Genomic DNA, 16,086 nt, shown 5'->3' with positions numbered 1-16,086 from the left:
CGTCCCGCTTCTCCCGTCATTCGTCCCGCGTTCCCCCGTCCAGATAGTACCGGATCCGGTCCCGACTCGATTCGGCCACCTTCACGAACTCGACGACGCGCTCACCGTCTTCCCGTCGATCGGACTCGAACTCGAGCGTCAGCGATTGCTCGCGCAGGTGCTCGAGAAGCGCGTCGATCGAGTCGGGATCGCCCCTGACCGTGTGTCGTTCACCGACGGTTTCGCCGTCCGCCACGTCCCGAATGGTCGAGACCATCGGCTCGAGTATGGATTCGCCGAGCGCGTGCGCCCGCGCTCTGAGCCGAGCATCCGTTCCGTCCAACTCGGCCGCCTGAAACGCGTCCCGAACGATTCGGGAAAAGACGAAGTCGCGGCCGTGGTCGAAGGGAAGCGAGAACGCGTACGCGAGCTCCTCGTGGTGCTGTGATTCGGTCGTGTACTTGACCATCGACTGCCCGTCAGCCGATTTCAGGACGATGCCCTCCCGTCCCGCCGCATCGAGTTCGTCGATCGCCGCTTCGACCGTCGCACGTGCGGTCGACGGCGCCGTCCGACCGAAGAGTCGCGGTTGTCCGAACCCGTACTCCTCGCAGCGGGACCGCCGATCGGCGACGGAAAGGGGCTCGCCGGACTCGCGGTCACGGATGTCGATCACCCGGAACTCGTGGGTGTCGACGCCCTCGTAGTCGTGGGTCGTGTACGGCGTCTCCGGTCCGATCAGTTCGGCACAGAGGACTTCCGTCGGATGGCTCGAAAAGAACTCCTCGAGCGGGAGGCGCTCGCGCGCCCGCGCCGTCGTAAACGGGCAGACGTAGCCGCTTCTGGTGAACGCGAGAGGCTCCTCGGACCCCGCTCCAACGGCTGCGATCCGGACGTTGAATCCGTCGAGTTTCTCCTCGATCGCGATCGTCTCGGTCGCCTCGAAAAACGAGGGAATGCCGGGGTCGAGAACGAGGATCCGCGGAACGCTCGGATAGCCGCGAACGACGACGTCGCTCTCCTCGACGATGACGGTTCCACGCTCCACGCCGTGGCGAGTCGCGGTGAGCACGTGGTGTGTTCGGCCGGCCGCCGACCGCTGCTCGAAGTGCTCGAAGAGGTCGGCGGTCGCGTCCGTGGTCGCCCCGAGCCGCTCGAGGTATTCGTCGCGGTCCATACGTCGTCGACCACGTTGCCGATGAAAAACACCCGGTCGATCACCGATCGTCGATCGCTTCGGCCGTCCGCCGCGCCGAATCGATCGCGGGATGAGGTCTATGTGGACTCCCGTCCAACTGACGACTATGCCCGGTGAACTGCCGCGTCAACGGTTCGTCCTCGACACGTCGCTGTTCATCACCGAGGAGATCCGTCGGGACGACGAATCGCTCGAGGACGCCGTGGGCCGCCTGCTCGATCTCGTCTCGACCGCGCGGCTCGAACTCAACATCTCCTGTTACGTGCCGCCGTCGATCCACGACGAACTCGCGACGATGCTGCGCGATCGAGACGTCGACGAGGCGGTGTTCTCGCGGCTCGACACGTGGGTCGTTCGCAAGAGTCCAGACCGGTACGGCGTCACGATTCCGGCGAACATCGTCTACAACTTCATCGACGAGATGAGCGACCGCGTGGACCGCGGCCTCCGCGTCTCGGAGAAGGCGATCCGCGAGGTCGAACAGCTCGATCCCGAAGCGCTCGCCGGCGGCTCGAACGCCGATGACGGGCGCGAGGCGTACATGACCGACGCCGACCGCATTCTCTCGGACATGCGCGACAAGTACCGTCGGGCGCTCCGGCGGGGCGTGCTCGACTCCCGCGAGGACTTCGACCTGCTGGTTCTCGCTCGAGAGTTAGACGCCGGCGTCGTCACCGAGGATCGGGGCATCATCTCCTGGGCCGACGAGTTCGGCCTCCGGTACGTCCGCGGGGGGCAGTTTCCGACGCTGCTCGAGGAGTACCTGCGGGCGACCGGCGTCGCAGACGACGACTGAGGCGGGGTGTGAGTCACCAGACCAGCCACTCGAGCGCGCAGACGACGGCGGCCAGAAAGACGTGTTCACCGTCCACGACGAACCCGTAGTAGAGCGGGCCGCGATCGGGCGTCGCGAAGGGAACGTACGCGCAGACGTAGGCGTTCATCGCGAGCACGACGAGGAACTCGCGCGGTATCGCGCCAGTCGCCGCGAGGGCGACGACCGCGGCGGCGACGGCGACCGTCGCCACCAGCGACCCCGCTCGCGTCGCCCGCGGGCCGAACAAGTTCGGAACGGTCGGAATTCCTTCCTCGCGGTCGCCCTCGATGTCCTTTACGTCGAAGACCGCCGCGGCGATGGTGATCATGACCGTCACGTAGGCGAACAGGAACAGGATCTCAAGCGAGCCGAGTCGATCGTAGTAGTAACCGACGCCCAGCGGAATCGCGCCCCATGCGAGGCCGACGACGAGGTTCTTCACGAGGAAGGTCCGTTTGACGCCGCCGAGGGAGTAGATCAGCGCGACTGCGAGCGGGAGGAACAGGTACGCGGCCCCCGAGAGACCGAGTGCGACGGCGATCCCGATCGCAGCGACGTAGAGGACGATCCCAGCCGTCAGCCAGAGGCGGCCGTACCGCTTCGTAAACGCCGCGCGTCGCGGGACGTTCCGCTCGTCTTCCTCGAGATCGGTGAACCGGTTGACGGTGTAGACGAACATCGTCGCCGCGAAGACGATGAACAGCGGCAGGGGCTCGAGCGGGAGGTCAGCGAGGAGCAGCGTCGTGACGGCCACGCTGACCGTTGCCAGCGAGATAAAGAGGTTACTGTGGACCAGAAACCGCAGCACGGCCGTTATCGACGACAGCCACCCCGACTGTCGACGAGTCGCGGTAGGGGTGGTCACAGGGTGGCCTCTACGCGTCGTTTGGAGAGGCGAGCATTGAATGCTCTGCTGGAGGTCGCCCCTCGAGTCGACGTCGAACTGCTCGACCCCCCGTCGCTCGCGATGCCAGTATATCGCAGCGTGTGTCGTGGAGCACGTTTACACCTCTCATGCCTGAGTCCAAGGCGTTTCACCGTCAGTCTCGAACGGACGGTCGATGATGGGATTGAAGATCGGCCACTCGTGACGCCGTTGTGGGTTCGAGTTCGGACGCGTGATTGTCTCTCTCCCCGCTTCGATTTAAAATCCACACAAACGTGGCGAACGAGGACACGCTACGGGACTAACATCGGTCGTGTCGTTGATACACGTCGATGGATACCCGGTGCCGAGTGGAAACTGGCAGGATTTAAGCAAGGTCGGAACGGCCGTTCGAATGGTATGAAATTACACGAGTACCAGGCGAAGCAGGTCTTCGCCGATGCCGGGGTTCCGACGCCGGACTCGCAGCTCGCGTCCGACGTCGACGGCGTCGTCGCCGCGGCCGAGGAGATCGGCTATCCAGTCGCGGTCAAGGCGCAGGTACAGGTCGGCGGCCGGGGGAAAGCCGGCGGGATCAAACTCGTCGACGACGCGGACGAGGCCCGCGAGGCGGCCGAGTCCATCCTCGGAATGGATCTGAAGGGGTATCACGTGGATCGCGTCCTCGTCGAGGAAGCGGTCGACTTCACGAACGAACTCTACGTCGGGATCACGATGGACCGCGGCGAGGGCAAACCCGTCGCGATGGTCTCGACCAAGGGAGGCGTCAACATCGAGGAGGTCGCCGAGGAGGATCCCGACGCGATCGCCCGCGAACATATCGATCCCGCCTTCGGGATGCATCCCTACCAGGCCCGCAAGGCCGTCTACGACGCCGGTGTCGACCGGTCTATCGCGCGCGACGTCTCGAGCGTCCTCACCACGCTCTATCAGCTCTGGGACGACAAGGACGGCGCCGACGCCGAGATCAACCCGCTGATGGTCACCAGCGATAACGAGGTCATCGCGGCCGACGCCGTGATGAACATCGACGAGGACGCGCTGTTCCGCCAGCCCGAGCTCGCCGAGATGGAAGAGGCGGCCGCCGGCGGCGACGAACTCGAGCAGAAAGCCGACGAGTACGGCTTCGACTACGTCCGCCTCGACGGCAACGTCGGCATCATCGGCAACGGCGCCGGTCTCGTGATGACGACGCTGGATCTGGTCGACCACTACGGCGGCAAACCCGCCAACTTCCTGGACGTCGGCGGCGGCGCGAAGGCCGCCCGCATCGCGAACGCGCTCGACATGGTGTTCTCGGACGACAACGTCGATTCGGTCGTCTTCAACATCTTCGGCGGAATCACGCGCGGCGACGAGGTCGCCCGCGGGATCAACGAGGCGCTCGAGCAGTTCGACGAGATCCCCAAGCCGGTCGTCGTGCGACTGGCCGGGACGAACTGGGAGGAAGGTATGGAAATTCTCAACGAGGATCTCGTGACGGTCGAACAGACCCTCGAGTCCGCGGTTCAGCGTGCTGTCGAGTACGCTGGGGAGGTGAACGACCAATGAGTGTACTAGTCGACGACGACACGCGCGTCGTGGTACAGGGCATCACCGGCGGGGAAGGCAAGTTCCACGCCGAACAGATGATGGAGTACGGCACCAACGTCGTCGCCGGCGCGGTCCCCGGCAAGGGCGGCCAGGAGGTCAGCGGCGTGCCGGTGTACGATACGGTCCACGAAGCGGTCGACGAGGAGAACGCGGACACGTCCGTGATCTTCGTCCCGCCGGCGTTCGCCGGCGACGCCGTCTTCGAGTCCCTCGATTCGGATCTCGACCTCGCGGTCGCGATCACGGAGGGCATTCCGACCCAGGACATGGCGCGGGTCAACAAGCGCCTCTCCGAGACGGACACGCGACTCATCGGTCCGAACTGTCCCGGCCTCATTACGCCCGGCGAGGCCAAACTGGGCATTCTCCCCGGCAACATCTTCTCCGAGGGGAACGTCGGTCTGGTCTCCCGCTCGGGGACGCTGACCTACCAGGTCGTCGATAGCCTGACCAACCGCGGTATCGGTCAGACCACCGCCATCGGTATCGGCGGCGACCCGATCATCGGTACCGACTTCGTCGACGCCCTCGAGCTGTTCGAGGACGACCCCGATACCGACGCCATCGTCATGTGCGGCGAGATCGGCGGCGAGGACGAGGAAGAGGCCGCCGCGTTCATCGACGACTACGTCGACACGCCGGTCGCCGGCTTCATCGCCGGCCGCACCGCGCCGCCGGGCAAGCGAATGGGCCACGCCGGTGCGATCGTCTCCGGCTCCGGAACCGGAACCGCCGAGAGCAAGATTTCGGCGCTCAACGACGCCGGCGTCCCCGTCGGCGACACTCCCGCGGAAGTCGCAGACCACATCGAAGGCTTCCTCGAGTAACGCCATCTCGCTCTCGAGTCGGCCCGTGACCGACGCATCGGGCCGTTTCTCTCCTATTTCCCTCCGATTCATCTCGTTTCGGCGACTCGAGCGAACTCGCGTCTCGACTCACGACACCCGTCGCCGTTCCGGTTCGATACGGTCACCCCGTCGCTCTCCCGCAGCACGATCATGGCCGCGTCACCCGTCAGTGTCACGTATGCCTGTCTGGCTCGAGTGCGACGACTGCGGGGACGAGCACACGATTCCGGAGCGGGCCGATGATCCCGGTGGCGGGACGCGCTGTCCCGCGTGCGGCGAGCGCCCGTATACGGTTCGGCGGGCCGACATCGTGTGGCATCCCGATCTGTAACGCTCTGATACGAAACAGTCGAGCGCGGAGAACGAACGTCGAGAGCGGAGAACGAACGCCTACCGGTCGCCCGCGAATTGCCGTGAGGGATAGCGCGGCAACTAAAAGAGTCCGCCCAGCGTCGCACGGACTCTGGAGAGAGGACCGGAGGGTGCGTCGTCCGCGTCCGCACGGTCGGGCTCCTCCTCGTCGTCTCCGTCGCCGGCGGGTTCCGGCGCGGTTTCGTCCCCCTCGAGACCGGACTCACCGTCGTCGTCCGAGTCCGCGATCGTCTCGGAACCGTCGTCGGAGATAATATCGGGTGTCGACGACGTGTCGGGTTCGGGCGTCGCTTCGGTCTCGTTCGGGGAGGGGGATTCGTCGACGTCGCCGTCAGTGTCGTCCGTGATCGACTCGTCCGCGTCGGGTTGCTCGACAGCAGCCGTATCGTCGGCCACGTCGTCGGATTCCCAGGCTGGCGTCGCGTCTGTGCTCTCCTCGAGTGGGTTCCCGTGGCCCGCCTCGACGTCGTCCGCCCCCGCATCGGCCGCGGGATCGATCCAGAGGAACTCCCCGTCGGTCTCCTTGGACCGACCGGTGAGCAGGAGATCCGCGAGTTCGTCGTCGTCGGCCAGCAGGTCCGCGTCGACCGTCGCTTCCGGCTCGGGATCCGGCTCGTCCGCGCTCGCGATGATGTCGTCCGGACTCTCGTCCGCGAGGATGTCGTCGGCACCGCTCCCGTCGCCGGCGTCCGTCCGAAGCTGGTCGAAGACGTCGGCGGCCGTCCGATCTTCGACGGCGTCGGAGCCGTCCCCGTCGTCGGTCTCGGCTCGCTGGTCGCCCCCCGACTCCCCGTCCGACTCGATCTCCCCGAAGAGATCGTCGACGCTCGAGCCCACGTCGAACCCGCCGTCGGCCGACTGCGTGTCTGTCGTACTATCAGTCATGAAACTCTTCTCTGCTAGTCGATTATCACGCGACTTTAATTTTTGGAATTTTTTCAATCGCGTGAGATGAAATTGATGACGTATTAGTGTGCTGGCCATCGGCGGGGATCGACGGCCGGAGAGGTTGACAATCGACCAGTGGATCGTCGTCGAAGCCGCCGATTCGGAAAACCGTCGTTCAAGGGTCTGGTTCGGGTCTCCACCATACGTCGACTGTCGGTGAGATTCCGGAAACGGTCCTTCTCGCCGCCCGCGATCGCGCACACGGAGGCGACGGGCGAGCGCGAGGGCACCCTCGTGAACGCGACTGCAGAGACGACCGAGAAACGGGATGCGGAGACGCCCCGGTGACAGTCTGCTCCGGGCCTCGAGTCAGGTTCGGTCGACGAAGTCGACGATGTGCTCGGCGATCTCTTCGCCGGCGTCCTCCTGCAGGAAGTGGGCCGCCTCGTCGATCCAGACGTCGGGTTGCTCCGTCGCAGTCGGGATGTGGTGTCGAAGCGGATCGCGGTCGTGGGACGTGATCGGATCCTCCTTCGCGAACAGCACGAACGCCGGTTTCTCCCACTCGCCGAGGAGTTCCTGGGTTTCGGCCATCAGGTCGGCTCCGGGGTCGTCGGGCGACGTGGGGACGAGGCCGGGGAACGTCCGCGCGGCGGCCATGTACCGCTCGTCGGGGAACGGTGCGCGGTAGGCGTCGACCACGTCATCGGAGAGGTCACGGTAGCAACCGTTTTCGACCAGTCTGCCGATGTCGAGGTCGTCGGCGGTCGCGACCATCTCGGAGAACTCGTGCCACCGGTCGCTCATCTCCTGCGTCCCGTCGGGGACGCCGGTGTTCATCGGGACGATGCGCGCGAATCGGTCGGACTCGTGGGTCGCGAGCGAGAGTCCGAGGACGCCACCCCAGTCCTGGCAGACGAGCGTGACGTTCGTCAGGTCGAGCTCCTCGACGAACGTCTTCAGCGCGTCGTAATGCATCTCGACGGAGTACTCGTCGCGGTCCTCGTACCGGTCGGAGCGTCCACAACCGATCAGGTCGGGGACGATCACGCGGCCGCGCTCGGCCAGCGTGGGCATCATCTTCCGGTAGAGGAACGACCACGTGGGTTCGCCGTGCAGACAGAGGAACGTCTCCTCGGCTTCGCCGCCGTCCGCACTACCGCCGGTTTCCACGTACGCCATCCGTAACTCGCCGACATCGACGTACTGCGGTTCGTAGTCGAAATCCGGCACGTCCTCGAATCGCTCCGTTGGAACACGAACGACCATACGTCGTGATATTACATACCACTATTCAAAGGTTGGGGAATCGACGTAAACGCTGTAAGCATCGTTCGAACCGATAGTTTCGGACGTAAACTCCGCTCGGCTATGCGCCGAAGTCACCCGAAGGGGACTGATCGAGGAGCACCCGACAACGGCCACGACTATCCAAAACCATTATAATGTCGTCAACTGAGTCTAGAGTCGTGGTTTACGAGACTGGAAACGAGACGGTCGACGACGCACTCGAGCGGGTGCTGGCCGGCGAGCAACTCGATCGAACGGACGGGCTCGCGCTGCTAGCCCAGCCGGTCGATGCGCTCGCAGAGGCCGGCGCGGCCGTACGCGATCACTTCGGCGACGGCACGGTCGACGCCTGCTCGATCGTCAACGCGAAGGCGGGCAACTGCGCCGAGGACTGCGGGTTCTGTGCGCAATCGGTCCACTTCGATACCGGCATCGACACCTACGGCTTCCTCGGCCCCGAGAAGATCCTCGAGGCCGCAAAGCGAGCCGAACGCGACGGTGCCCAGCGCTTCGGGATCGTCGTCGCCGAGAAGGGCGTCTCGAAGGAACGCCGTCCCGAGGAGTGGGAGGAAGTCCTCGAGTCAATTCGACTCGTCCGCGACGAGTGCGATCTCGAGGTCGACGCCTCGCTGGGAATCCTCACCGAGGAGGAGGCCGCGATCCTCGCCGACGAGGGGATCAATCACTACAATCACAACATCGAGACCTCCCCGAACTACTTCCCCGAAATCGTCGGCTCCCACAGCTTCGAGGATCGGGTGGAGACGCTCGAGGTCGCCAAGGCGGCCGGGATGGACCTCTGTGCCGGCGTCATCCTCGGCATGGGCGAGACGCCGACCGACCGGGTCGAAGCGGCAATCGCCCTGCAGGACATCGGCGTCTCCTCGCTCCCGGTGAACGTTCTCAACCCCGTTGCGGGAACGCCGCTGGCCGAGCAGGGCGTCGACATCAGTACGGAAGAAATCGTCGAGACGGTCGCGGTGTACAAGCTGCTCCACCCCGACGCACGCGTCCGCCTGACCGGCGGCCGCGAGGTAAATCTCGAGCCGGACGAACAGCACCTGCCCCTCGAGGCCGGCGCTGACGGCATCCTCACGGGCGACTACCTGACGACTGAAGGTCAGTCGCCCGGCGAGGACTTAGAGATCGTCGAGCGCGCAGGGCTGGAGCCCAATACGGACACGAACGACTTCGATCCGGAGGCAGTCAAGGCCCGCCACAGCGGGGCCGCGGAGTCGTCGACCGAGACGGCGAGTACAGGTACAGAACCGAGCGACGACTGACGACACGACGAACACAGCACATCGACACCATGGACGAAATCACGTTTGCGGTACTCGGAACCGGAGGCATCGGCCGACGAGCGCTCGAAGTGAGCCAGCACAAGAACGCGCTAACGCCCGTCGCGGCGTGCGACCGCCACGGCGTCGCGTTCGATTTCGACGGCCTCGACGTCGACGAACTGCTGGCGGCGACGGAGGGGAACATAGACAACGAAGTCGCGACCGACGGCGGTGAGCGAACCGAAGGTGAGCGCGAGCGAAGTGAGCGCGATCCACATCGGGACGCGAAGCGTTCCGAGGACGGTTCACGATCCTCGTCAGAGCTTCGCTCTGACGGCGGTCCGGCCGCCACCGCCGCCGACAGCGAGGGCGGCGTCAAACAACACGGCGAAGACAGAGGCGTCGTCGCCTCGAGTCAGGCCCGGCCCAGCGAGGACCCGATCCAAGAGATCATCGACCACGGCGAACGGATCGACGCGGTCCTGCTCGCGCTGCCGAACTACGAACACGACTTCATCCCGCGGACGGCCGACCGGTTCGCCGAGGGCGACTACTCCGGGGTCATGGTCGACGTACTCAAGCGCTCGCGCGTGATCGACATGCTCGACGACCGCAGCGAGGAGTTCGACGACGCCGGAATCACGTTCATCTGCGGTGCGGGCGCGACGCCAGGCCTGCTGACCGGCGCGGCCGCGCTCGCCGCCCAGTCGTTCGTCGAGGTAACCGACGTCGACATCCACTGGGGCGTCGGCCTCAAATCGGGCTACGAGGACAACCGCGGCACCGTCCGGGAAGACATCGCCCACCTCCCCGAGTACGACATCGAGACTGCCCGGAACCTCTCCGACGAGGAGATCGAGGCGATCATCGACGACCACGACGGCGTCATCGAGTTCGAAGACATGGAGCACGCCGACGACGTGTTGCTCGAGCGCGCCGGCGTCTGCGACGCCGAGGACGTTTCGGTCGGCGGGATCCTCGACGTGCGCAACGACGAGAAGCCGACGACGACGACGGTCCGCGTGACTGGGACGACCTTCGACGGCGAGACGGCGACCAACAGCTTCCGGCTCGGCGACGAGACGAGCATGGAGGCGAACGTCAACGGGCCCGCGCTCGGCTACCTGAAAGCCGGCGTGCGACGGAACCGAACCGGCGAGTACGGCGTCTTCGGTCCCGCCGACCTGATGCCGGGGTTCTGATCGATAGCGAGCGGACTGTCTTTTCATGGGAGACGAGATACGATGATTCGGAGACCGTCACGCACCGGCCGGCTCGAGCCCCATCTCTGCCGAATTCACCGACCGATCGGAACCGTGAGAGTGAAACCGTGGCGCTGAGTTCGTTTAGCCGAATGGCCGACCGCGGGTTCGACCTCGAGGACCGACTCGAGACGCTCGAGGCAAACGATTTGAAACGCGCCCTCTCCCCCGTCGATCGGGTCGCCGAGCGAGGCTACTTCGCCGAGCCCTCGGGCGGCGAGTTGCCCGTACTCGAGGCGAGTGAGGCGCTGGTCTTCGCCTCCAACAACTACCTCGGGCTGACCGACGACCAGCGCGTCCAGGACGCGGCCCGGCAGGCCGCAGCGACCGTTGGCACGGGCGCCGGCGCGAGCCGGCTCGTGACCGGCGACACGATGGTCCATCGCGATCTCGAGCGGTTGCTCGCCGAGACCAAGGGTACCGACCGCGCGCTCGCCTTTTCCTCGGGCTACGCCGCGAACGTCGGGACGATCACCGCGCTCGAGCCGGACGTCGTCTTCTCGGACGAGTTAAACCACGCGAGCATCATCGACGCCTGTCGGCTCGCGGACGCCGAGACGGTCGTCTACGACCACTGCGACGCCGAGAGCCTGCGGTCGGTGCTCGAGGAGCGAGCGAGCCGTGACGGTCGCGAGCCGGCCGAGGAATCGTGGCTGATCGTCACCGATTCGGTGTTCAGCATGGACGGCACCGTCGCACCGCTGCGGGCGATCTGTGACGCCGCGGAGGCGTTCGGCGCGTGGGTGATGGTCGACGAGGCCCACGCGACCGGTCTGTACGCCGGCGGCGGTGGCGTCGTACAGGCCGAAGGACTCGAGGACCGGGTCCAGATCCAGATGGGGACGCTCTCAAAGGCGCTGGCCAGCCAGGGCGGATACGTCGCCGGCAGCGCGGAACTGATCGAGTGCCTGTGCAACGACGCGCGCTCGTTCGTTTTCTCGACCGGTCTCGCGCCGCCGGCCGCGGCGGCCGCGAGCGAGGCGCTACACGTCGCTCGACACGGCGACGTGCGCGAGCGGCTCTGGGAGAACGTCGCCCACCTTCGCGACGGCCTGGAGTCGATGGGGTTCGCGGTCCGGGGAGACTCCCAGATCCTCCCGGTGATCGTCGGCGAACGCGCGGACGCGATGGCCCTCGCCGAGGGAATCCGCGACCGTGACGTCATCGCGCCGGCGATCCGGCCGCCCACGGTCCCGGATGGGACCAGTCGGATCCGCGTCGCCCCGATGGCGACCCACGACCGTGACGATATCGTCGATTGTCTCGAGGCGTTCCGCGCGGCGGGCGAGGAGGTGGGGCTGTTGTGATCGCGACGAAGCCGATCGCCGTCGTCGGAACCGGGACGGGCGTCGGGAAGACGGTTATCACGGCCGGACTCACGCGCCTGCTCCGTGAGGCGGGACGCGATGCGCGGGCCATCAAACCCGCCCAGACCGGCCACCCGCCGGATGACGACGCGGGGTTCGTCGCCGCGGCCTGTGGGGATCCCGAGGCCGCGACCTGCCCCCGCTATCTCGAACCGGCGCTGGCCCCCAGAGTCGCCGCCGACGTCGCCGACGAGGAACTCGAGTACGAAACGATCCGGGCGGCGTGCGAGCGCGAGATCGAGGCGACGTCGGTCCTGATCGTGGAAGGAATCGGCGGCCTGCGGGTTCCGCTGGCCGGCGATCGGGAGGTGATCGATCTCGTCGCCGACCTCGAGGCCGCGGCGGTCGTCGTCGCGCGCTCGGGGCTCGGGACCCTGAACCACACCGCGCTCTCGATCGACGCCCTCGAGGCCCGCGGAATTGACGTCTGCGGCGTTATCGTCAACGAGTACGCCGGCGAGACGACGGCGGAACGGACGAACCCCGCCGAACTCGAGCGGATGACCGGCTATCCGGTGGAGACGGTCCCGCCGCTCGACGCGGATGCGAGCGACGGCGATAGCGAACCAGGGACCCTCGCTGCCGGCGTCGGCGATGCACTGTCACCGGCGTTCCGCGATCGGCTCCCGGTAGAAGGCTGGTGATCGAACCGCGCGATCAGGCCGACGGTGCCGGTCGCTCCTCGTCGACCGTCGTCGACTCGTAGTTGGACGAAATGTTAGCGCCCGCCGCGTCGAGTTCGATCAGGGAGGAGACCACTTCGGATTTTCGGTGCTCCACCTCGAGATGGACACGGAGGCCGGTCTTGTCGTCGTACGTTTCCGCACAGAGCGGGCAGCTGCGTGGGTCTGTCACTCGTGGGTCACCATGAGAACCTCTCATCGTTCACCACCGTAATAGTGTCGATCAATCTATGTATAGATATATTCGCGGCGAATAAAACCGGCTCATAGTATTCGCCGTCCTGTTTTCCCTCTCACGATACTACTTCCGTGCGTCAGAACCGGGGTCGCCGACGAGCGTCGAGGGACGAGCCCCGCTCAGAAGAAGTCGTTCAGTCCCGACTGATCTTCGTCAGGTTCGTCGTCCGCTGACGCGGTATCCGATGTCGACTCGGTGTCGGTCCCGTCGCTCGACTCCGTCGTTGCGAGTGGCCGTTGCTCGTCCGACTCGTCGCCGTCATCTCCGGCCTCGGTATCGGTAGTGGCCGCGGTACTCTCATCACTCGAGCGGTCGGCCTGGAAGAATGCGTCACCCGAGTGTTCGACCGCCGCGTCGGCTTTAAGCTCCGCGGCGTCCTCCACGATCGATTGGACCTTGTTGGTATCCTTCCCGCTGCCGGTGACGAACGAAACCTCTGATTCGTCGAGATCGTAGGCCGCCGCCATCCGAACGGTCAGATCGCGGTTCTTGCAGTGGTGGGTCATCGCCGAGAGGAAGGGGAGGACTTCCCGGCGGACCGTCCCGACGCTCGCGCCTTCCCGTTCGGCGATGCGTTCGGCGATCGAATCGCGGGTGTTCCGCGTTCCCTTGGTTCGACCGAGCTTCGACCAGTAGCTCGGCGGGCCGTACCGAGTCCACCCGCCTTTGTCGCCGCGGCGCGAGGCGGCGACGCCCGCGGTCATGTTGTCGGTCGCGTAGCGCCAGTAGGAGTAATCCTGCGTCGCGCGCACCCGACCGAGCCACCGGTCGGCGTTCGAGAGGAAGCCGTAGGCGTCGGCCAGTTCCCCACCCTCGTAGTCTTTCGGAACGTTATCCTCGATCCAGTTGAGCAGTTCGTCGGGCGTCTCGTCGACGTCGTAGGACGCTCGCAGCGCCCCTTCGGCGTCTTTCTCCTTGATGAGTTCGTCGAGGAAGTCGAAGATGCCCTCGGTGGTGTCGCGCTCGCTCGTGACGACGTCGTCGACGGTCAGTCGCTCGGTCTCCTCGGCGACCGCCTGCAGGTCGTTGACGGCCGAGCGCAGGTCGCCGCTCGTCGATTCGGCGATCTTCTCGAGCGCTTCCTCCTCGAATTCGACGCCTTCGCGCCGGCAGATGTCCCGCAGGACGGGGACGATCGAGCGCTTCGAGACGTCCCGGAACTCGATGGTCTTGCAGGCGTTGCGCAGCGAATTGCTCATCTCGTAGAACTCGTTGGCCACGAGCACGATCGGCTGGTTCGCGTCCTTGACGACCCGGGTGACCTCTCGAGAGCCGCCGTAATCCGCGTTGCCGTGGAAGTTGTCCGCCTCGTCGAGGATGACCAGTCGGCGGCCCGCCTCGCCCGCGGTGAGGGTCCCGCTCTTGGCGGCCTCGCCGGCGATCTTCTCGATGACGTCGGCTCCCCGGCTGTCGCTGGCGTTGAGTTCCATGACGGACCAGCCCATATCGCTGGCCAGCGCGTGGGCGGCGGAGGTCTTCCCGACGCCGGGGCTGCCGTGGACGATCACCGACTTCCGGTGGTCGTCCCAGCTCTGGGCCCACTCCTCGAGTTTGTCGCGGGCCTTGTTGTTGCCGCGTACCTCCGACAGCGTCGTCGGGCGGTACGTCTCCGTCCAGTCGGTCATTGGAGACAGGTTAGTGCGAGTCGCGTTTAGGGATTGCGGAGCGTCACTCCTCGTCGACCGTTTTCAGGTCGAGATGGAGTACCGATGACCCGCGTTTAGCCTCGAGAACCACCACTCGAGCAGACAGTCCCGCACCCCACCTCTAAGCGACTGGCCCCGCTGTGTTTCGATGATGGCGGCGTTCATCGACCTCGTCACGCGATCGCTCCGCGAGGAGACGCGAACCGAGTTCGACCGGCGCGTCGACGAGCAGGCCGCTCGTCTCGCCGACGCCCTTCGGGCGGGGCGACTCGACAACCCCAGCTTCGGACTCGGCATCGAACTCGAGGCCTACGTGGTCGACGATCAAGACCGCCTCGCTCCCGTTCCGGACTCCCTGTTCGAGAGCCGCTGTGAGAAGGAGCTCGGCCGTCACAACGTCGAGCTTCACACCGATCCGAACTCGTTCGACGGCGACGGAATCGAAACGCAGGCGGCGACGCTCCGGCGGGACTATCGAGCCGTCCAGCGCGCCGCCGACCGCGCAGGGCTCGAGGTCGTGTTGGATGCGATGTGGACGACTCCGCCGCCGGACGGCAGCGACGACTACCTTACAGCTGTTCGCGAGAGCGAGGGGATGACGATCGCGGACAACATGACGCGGTCGCCGCGATACTGTGCGATCGACAACGACATTCTGGCGCGAGCCGGCGGATCGGTCACCCTCTCGGTTCCGGGCGTCGAGCGCGCGTTTCCGTCGATCCTGTTCGAATCGCTGGCGACCTCGATCCAGCCCCACGTCCAGATTCCCGACGTCGAGGCGTTTCCGCGCTACTACAACACCGCGATCGGGACGCTCGGTCCGGTGCTCGCGCTCGCGACGAACTCGCCGCTGCTCCCGCCGGATCTGTACGAGATCGACGATCCGTCCCGCTTACTCGAGGAAACCTATCACGAACTCCGTGTTCCGGTGTTCGAGCAGTCCGTCAATCACGGCTGGGAGAAAGTTCGCTTCCCGAACGAAATACAGCGGACGGTCGATACGGTCGATCGGCTCGTTGCCGATGAGACGTGTGCACCGTTCCTCCGCGAGTGGCTCGGGGACGGGGCTCGCGAGACGTTCGCGGCCCAGTTCTGGGAGCTCGATCACAAGCGGGGAACGTACTGGCGGTGGCTCCGCGCCGTCATCGGCGGACAGCCGGTCGCGCAGGGGGACCAGTGGTCGGTTCGCATCGAATACCGACCGCTTCCCACGCAGCCGACCGTCGCAGAGAACGTCGGCTTCCAGATCCTGGTCGCGGGGCTGGTCCGCGGCTTGTGTACGGCCGACCATCCGCTCTCGAGCCTCGATCGAGACGCCGCCGAACGCAGCTTTTACGCCGCCGTCGAAGACGGGCTCGACGCCGAGATGGCGTGGATCACCGCGGACGGTGATCGAACGACCGATCCGACCGTGATCTACGACGAACTCTTCGAGTTCGCTCGTCGCGGCCTCCGCGAGCAGGGAGTTTCGTCGGCGACTATCGAGGAGTACGTCGGGCCGATCGAGGCACGCTGGATCGATCGAACGACTCCGAGCCGATGGAAACTGGCCCGCGTCGCGGACTATCTCGACGCTGGCAAACGATTCGACGACGCCGTGCACGAAATGCAAGCCGACTACATCCGTCGAGCCGGGACCGACGAGCCGCTCGTCCGGTGGTCCTGAATCGGGCGACGACCGGCGCTTCAGCCCGGAAATTTTGTCGGTGCGTACTGCAAGCGAACGCGTCGCAACC

General features: G+C 65.8%; 16 protein-coding genes. 10 read left to right on the top strand and 6 right to left on the bottom strand.

The window, feature by feature from the left end:
- Window positions 1–16: 16 nt before the first annotated feature.
- The gene (locus AC0QDI_RS03510) at window positions 17–1,156 is read right to left on the bottom strand and encodes an RNA ligase (protein ID WP_474665274.1); all 1,140 of its coding nucleotides are present in this window, start codon (window positions 1,154–1,156) and stop codon (window positions 17–19) included.
- Window positions 1,157–1,283: 127 nt separating this feature from the next.
- On the opposite strand from AC0QDI_RS03510, the gene AC0QDI_RS03505 reads away from it, so the two are divergent.
- The gene (locus AC0QDI_RS03505; RefSeq protein ID WP_474665273.1) at window positions 1,284–1,973 is read left to right on the top strand and encodes an RNA ligase partner protein; all 690 of its coding nucleotides are present in this window, start codon (window positions 1,284–1,286) and stop codon (window positions 1,971–1,973) included.
- Between the two features lie 13 nt (window positions 1,974–1,986).
- Here the strand turns inward: AC0QDI_RS03505 and AC0QDI_RS03500 are convergent, their stop codons facing one another.
- Complete coding sequence (locus tag AC0QDI_RS03500) at window positions 1,987–2,859, bottom strand: UbiA family prenyltransferase (protein ID WP_474665271.1); 873 nt, start codon at window positions 2,857–2,859, stop codon at window positions 1,987–1,989.
- Between the two features lie 420 nt (window positions 2,860–3,279).
- Between AC0QDI_RS03500 and sucC the strand changes: the two genes are divergently transcribed.
- The 3 genes from sucC (at window position 3,280) to AC0QDI_RS03485 (ending at window position 5,652) form a co-directional block, all read left to right on the top strand.
- Window positions 3,280–4,431: an ADP-forming succinate--CoA ligase subunit beta gene (gene sucC, locus AC0QDI_RS03495; protein WP_474665269.1), complete on the top strand. Its 1,152-nt coding sequence runs from the start codon at window positions 3,280–3,282 to the stop codon at window positions 4,429–4,431.
- Window positions 4,428–5,300, top strand: a complete 873-nt coding sequence (gene sucD / locus AC0QDI_RS03490) for a succinate--CoA ligase subunit alpha (RefSeq protein ID WP_474665268.1) — start codon at window positions 4,428–4,430, stop codon at window positions 5,298–5,300. Before sucC ends, sucD begins: the two co-directional genes overlap by 4 nt.
- Window positions 5,301–5,499: 199 nt before the next feature.
- Entirely contained in the window at window positions 5,500–5,652 is a 153-nt protein-coding gene (locus tag AC0QDI_RS03485; protein ID WP_474665266.1) for a hypothetical protein, read from the top strand.
- Window positions 5,653–5,753: 101 nt separating this feature from the next.
- On the opposite strand, the gene AC0QDI_RS03480 is transcribed toward AC0QDI_RS03485, so the two are convergent.
- Window positions 5,754–6,578 (bottom strand): hypothetical protein, encoded by an 825-nt coding sequence (locus AC0QDI_RS03480; RefSeq protein ID WP_474665264.1) that lies wholly within the window; start codon window positions 6,576–6,578, stop codon window positions 5,754–5,756.
- A 219-nt stretch (window positions 6,579–6,797) separates the two neighbouring features.
- Between AC0QDI_RS03480 and AC0QDI_RS03475 the strand changes: the two genes are divergently transcribed.
- Window positions 6,798–6,929, top strand: coding sequence for a hypothetical protein (locus AC0QDI_RS03475; RefSeq protein ID WP_474665262.1), 132 nt, complete (start codon window positions 6,798–6,800; stop codon window positions 6,927–6,929).
- A gap of 21 nt (window positions 6,930–6,950) precedes the next feature.
- Here the strand turns inward: AC0QDI_RS03475 and AC0QDI_RS03470 are convergent, their stop codons facing one another.
- Window positions 6,951–7,850, bottom strand: a complete 900-nt coding sequence (locus AC0QDI_RS03470; RefSeq protein ID WP_474665260.1) for a haloalkane dehalogenase — start codon at window positions 7,848–7,850, stop codon at window positions 6,951–6,953.
- A gap of 200 nt (window positions 7,851–8,050) precedes the next feature.
- Here AC0QDI_RS03470 and bioB point away from each other — a divergent pair, with 200 nt between their 5' ends.
- The 4 genes from bioB (at window position 8,051) to bioD (ending at window position 12,427) form a co-directional block, all read left to right on the top strand.
- Window positions 8,051–9,154 carry a biotin synthase BioB gene (gene bioB / locus AC0QDI_RS03465; RefSeq protein ID WP_474665258.1) on the top strand — a complete coding sequence of 368 codons (1,104 nt, stop codon included), beginning with the start codon at window positions 8,051–8,053 and terminating at the stop codon, window positions 9,152–9,154.
- 29 nt (window positions 9,155–9,183) lie between these two features.
- Window positions 9,184–10,356 (top strand): transcriptional regulator, encoded by a 1,173-nt coding sequence (locus AC0QDI_RS03460; RefSeq protein ID WP_474665256.1) that lies wholly within the window; start codon window positions 9,184–9,186, stop codon window positions 10,354–10,356.
- A gap of 152 nt (window positions 10,357–10,508) precedes the next feature.
- Window positions 10,509–11,723 (top strand): aminotransferase class I/II-fold pyridoxal phosphate-dependent enzyme, encoded by a 1,215-nt coding sequence (locus AC0QDI_RS03455; RefSeq protein WP_474665254.1) that lies wholly within the window; start codon window positions 10,509–10,511, stop codon window positions 11,721–11,723.
- Window positions 11,720–12,427: a dethiobiotin synthase gene (gene bioD / locus AC0QDI_RS03450; protein ID WP_474665252.1), complete on the top strand. Its 708-nt coding sequence runs from the start codon at window positions 11,720–11,722 to the stop codon at window positions 12,425–12,427. Before AC0QDI_RS03455 ends, bioD begins: the two co-directional genes overlap by 4 nt.
- 13 nt (window positions 12,428–12,440) lie before the next feature.
- Here the strand turns inward: bioD and AC0QDI_RS03445 are convergent, their stop codons facing one another.
- Window positions 12,441–12,638, bottom strand: coding sequence for a hypothetical protein (locus AC0QDI_RS03445; RefSeq protein WP_474665250.1), 198 nt, complete (start codon window positions 12,636–12,638; stop codon window positions 12,441–12,443).
- A 185-nt stretch (window positions 12,639–12,823) separates the two neighbouring features.
- A complete protein-coding gene (locus tag AC0QDI_RS03440; protein ID WP_474665249.1) occupies window positions 12,824–14,329 on the bottom strand; it encodes a replication factor C large subunit in 1,506 nt (501 codons plus the stop codon).
- A 172-nt stretch (window positions 14,330–14,501) separates the two neighbouring features.
- Between AC0QDI_RS03440 and AC0QDI_RS03435 the strand changes: the two genes are divergently transcribed.
- On the top strand, window positions 14,502–16,016 hold the full coding sequence (locus AC0QDI_RS03435; RefSeq protein ID WP_474665247.1) for a glutamate-cysteine ligase family protein: 1,515 nt from the start codon (window positions 14,502–14,504) through the stop codon (window positions 16,014–16,016).
- Window positions 16,017–16,086 lie beyond the last annotated feature (70 nt).

The organism is Natrinema sp. LJW11 (genome assembly GCF_056135975.1).
This window is presented reverse-complemented; position numbering and strand designations above follow the sequence as displayed.

Coding starts and splice junctions, on each gene's coding strand:
- AC0QDI_RS03510 (WP_474665274.1), bottom strand. CDS start 1,156: ATGGACCGCGACGAATACCTCGAGCGGCTCGGGGCGACCACGGACGCG.
- AC0QDI_RS03505 (WP_474665273.1), top strand. CDS start 1,284: ATGCCCGGTGAACTGCCGCGTCAACGGTTCGTCCTCGACACGTCGCTG.
- sucC (WP_474665269.1), top strand. CDS start 3,280: ATGAAATTACACGAGTACCAGGCGAAGCAGGTCTTCGCCGATGCCGGG.
- sucD (WP_474665268.1), top strand. CDS start 4,428: ATGAGTGTACTAGTCGACGACGACACGCGCGTCGTGGTACAGGGCATC.
- AC0QDI_RS03485 (WP_474665266.1), top strand. CDS start 5,500: ATGCCTGTCTGGCTCGAGTGCGACGACTGCGGGGACGAGCACACGATT.
- AC0QDI_RS03480 (WP_474665264.1), bottom strand. CDS start 6,578: ATGACTGATAGTACGACAGACACGCAGTCGGCCGACGGCGGGTTCGAC.
- AC0QDI_RS03470 (WP_474665260.1), bottom strand. CDS start 7,850: ATGGTCGTTCGTGTTCCAACGGAGCGATTCGAGGACGTGCCGGATTTC.
- AC0QDI_RS03460 (WP_474665256.1), top strand. CDS start 9,184: ATGGACGAAATCACGTTTGCGGTACTCGGAACCGGAGGCATCGGCCGA.
- AC0QDI_RS03455 (WP_474665254.1), top strand. CDS start 10,509: ATGGCCGACCGCGGGTTCGACCTCGAGGACCGACTCGAGACGCTCGAG.
- AC0QDI_RS03440 (WP_474665249.1), bottom strand. CDS start 14,329: ATGACCGACTGGACGGAGACGTACCGCCCGACGACGCTGTCGGAGGTA.
- AC0QDI_RS03435 (WP_474665247.1), top strand. CDS start 14,502: ATGGCGGCGTTCATCGACCTCGTCACGCGATCGCTCCGCGAGGAGACG.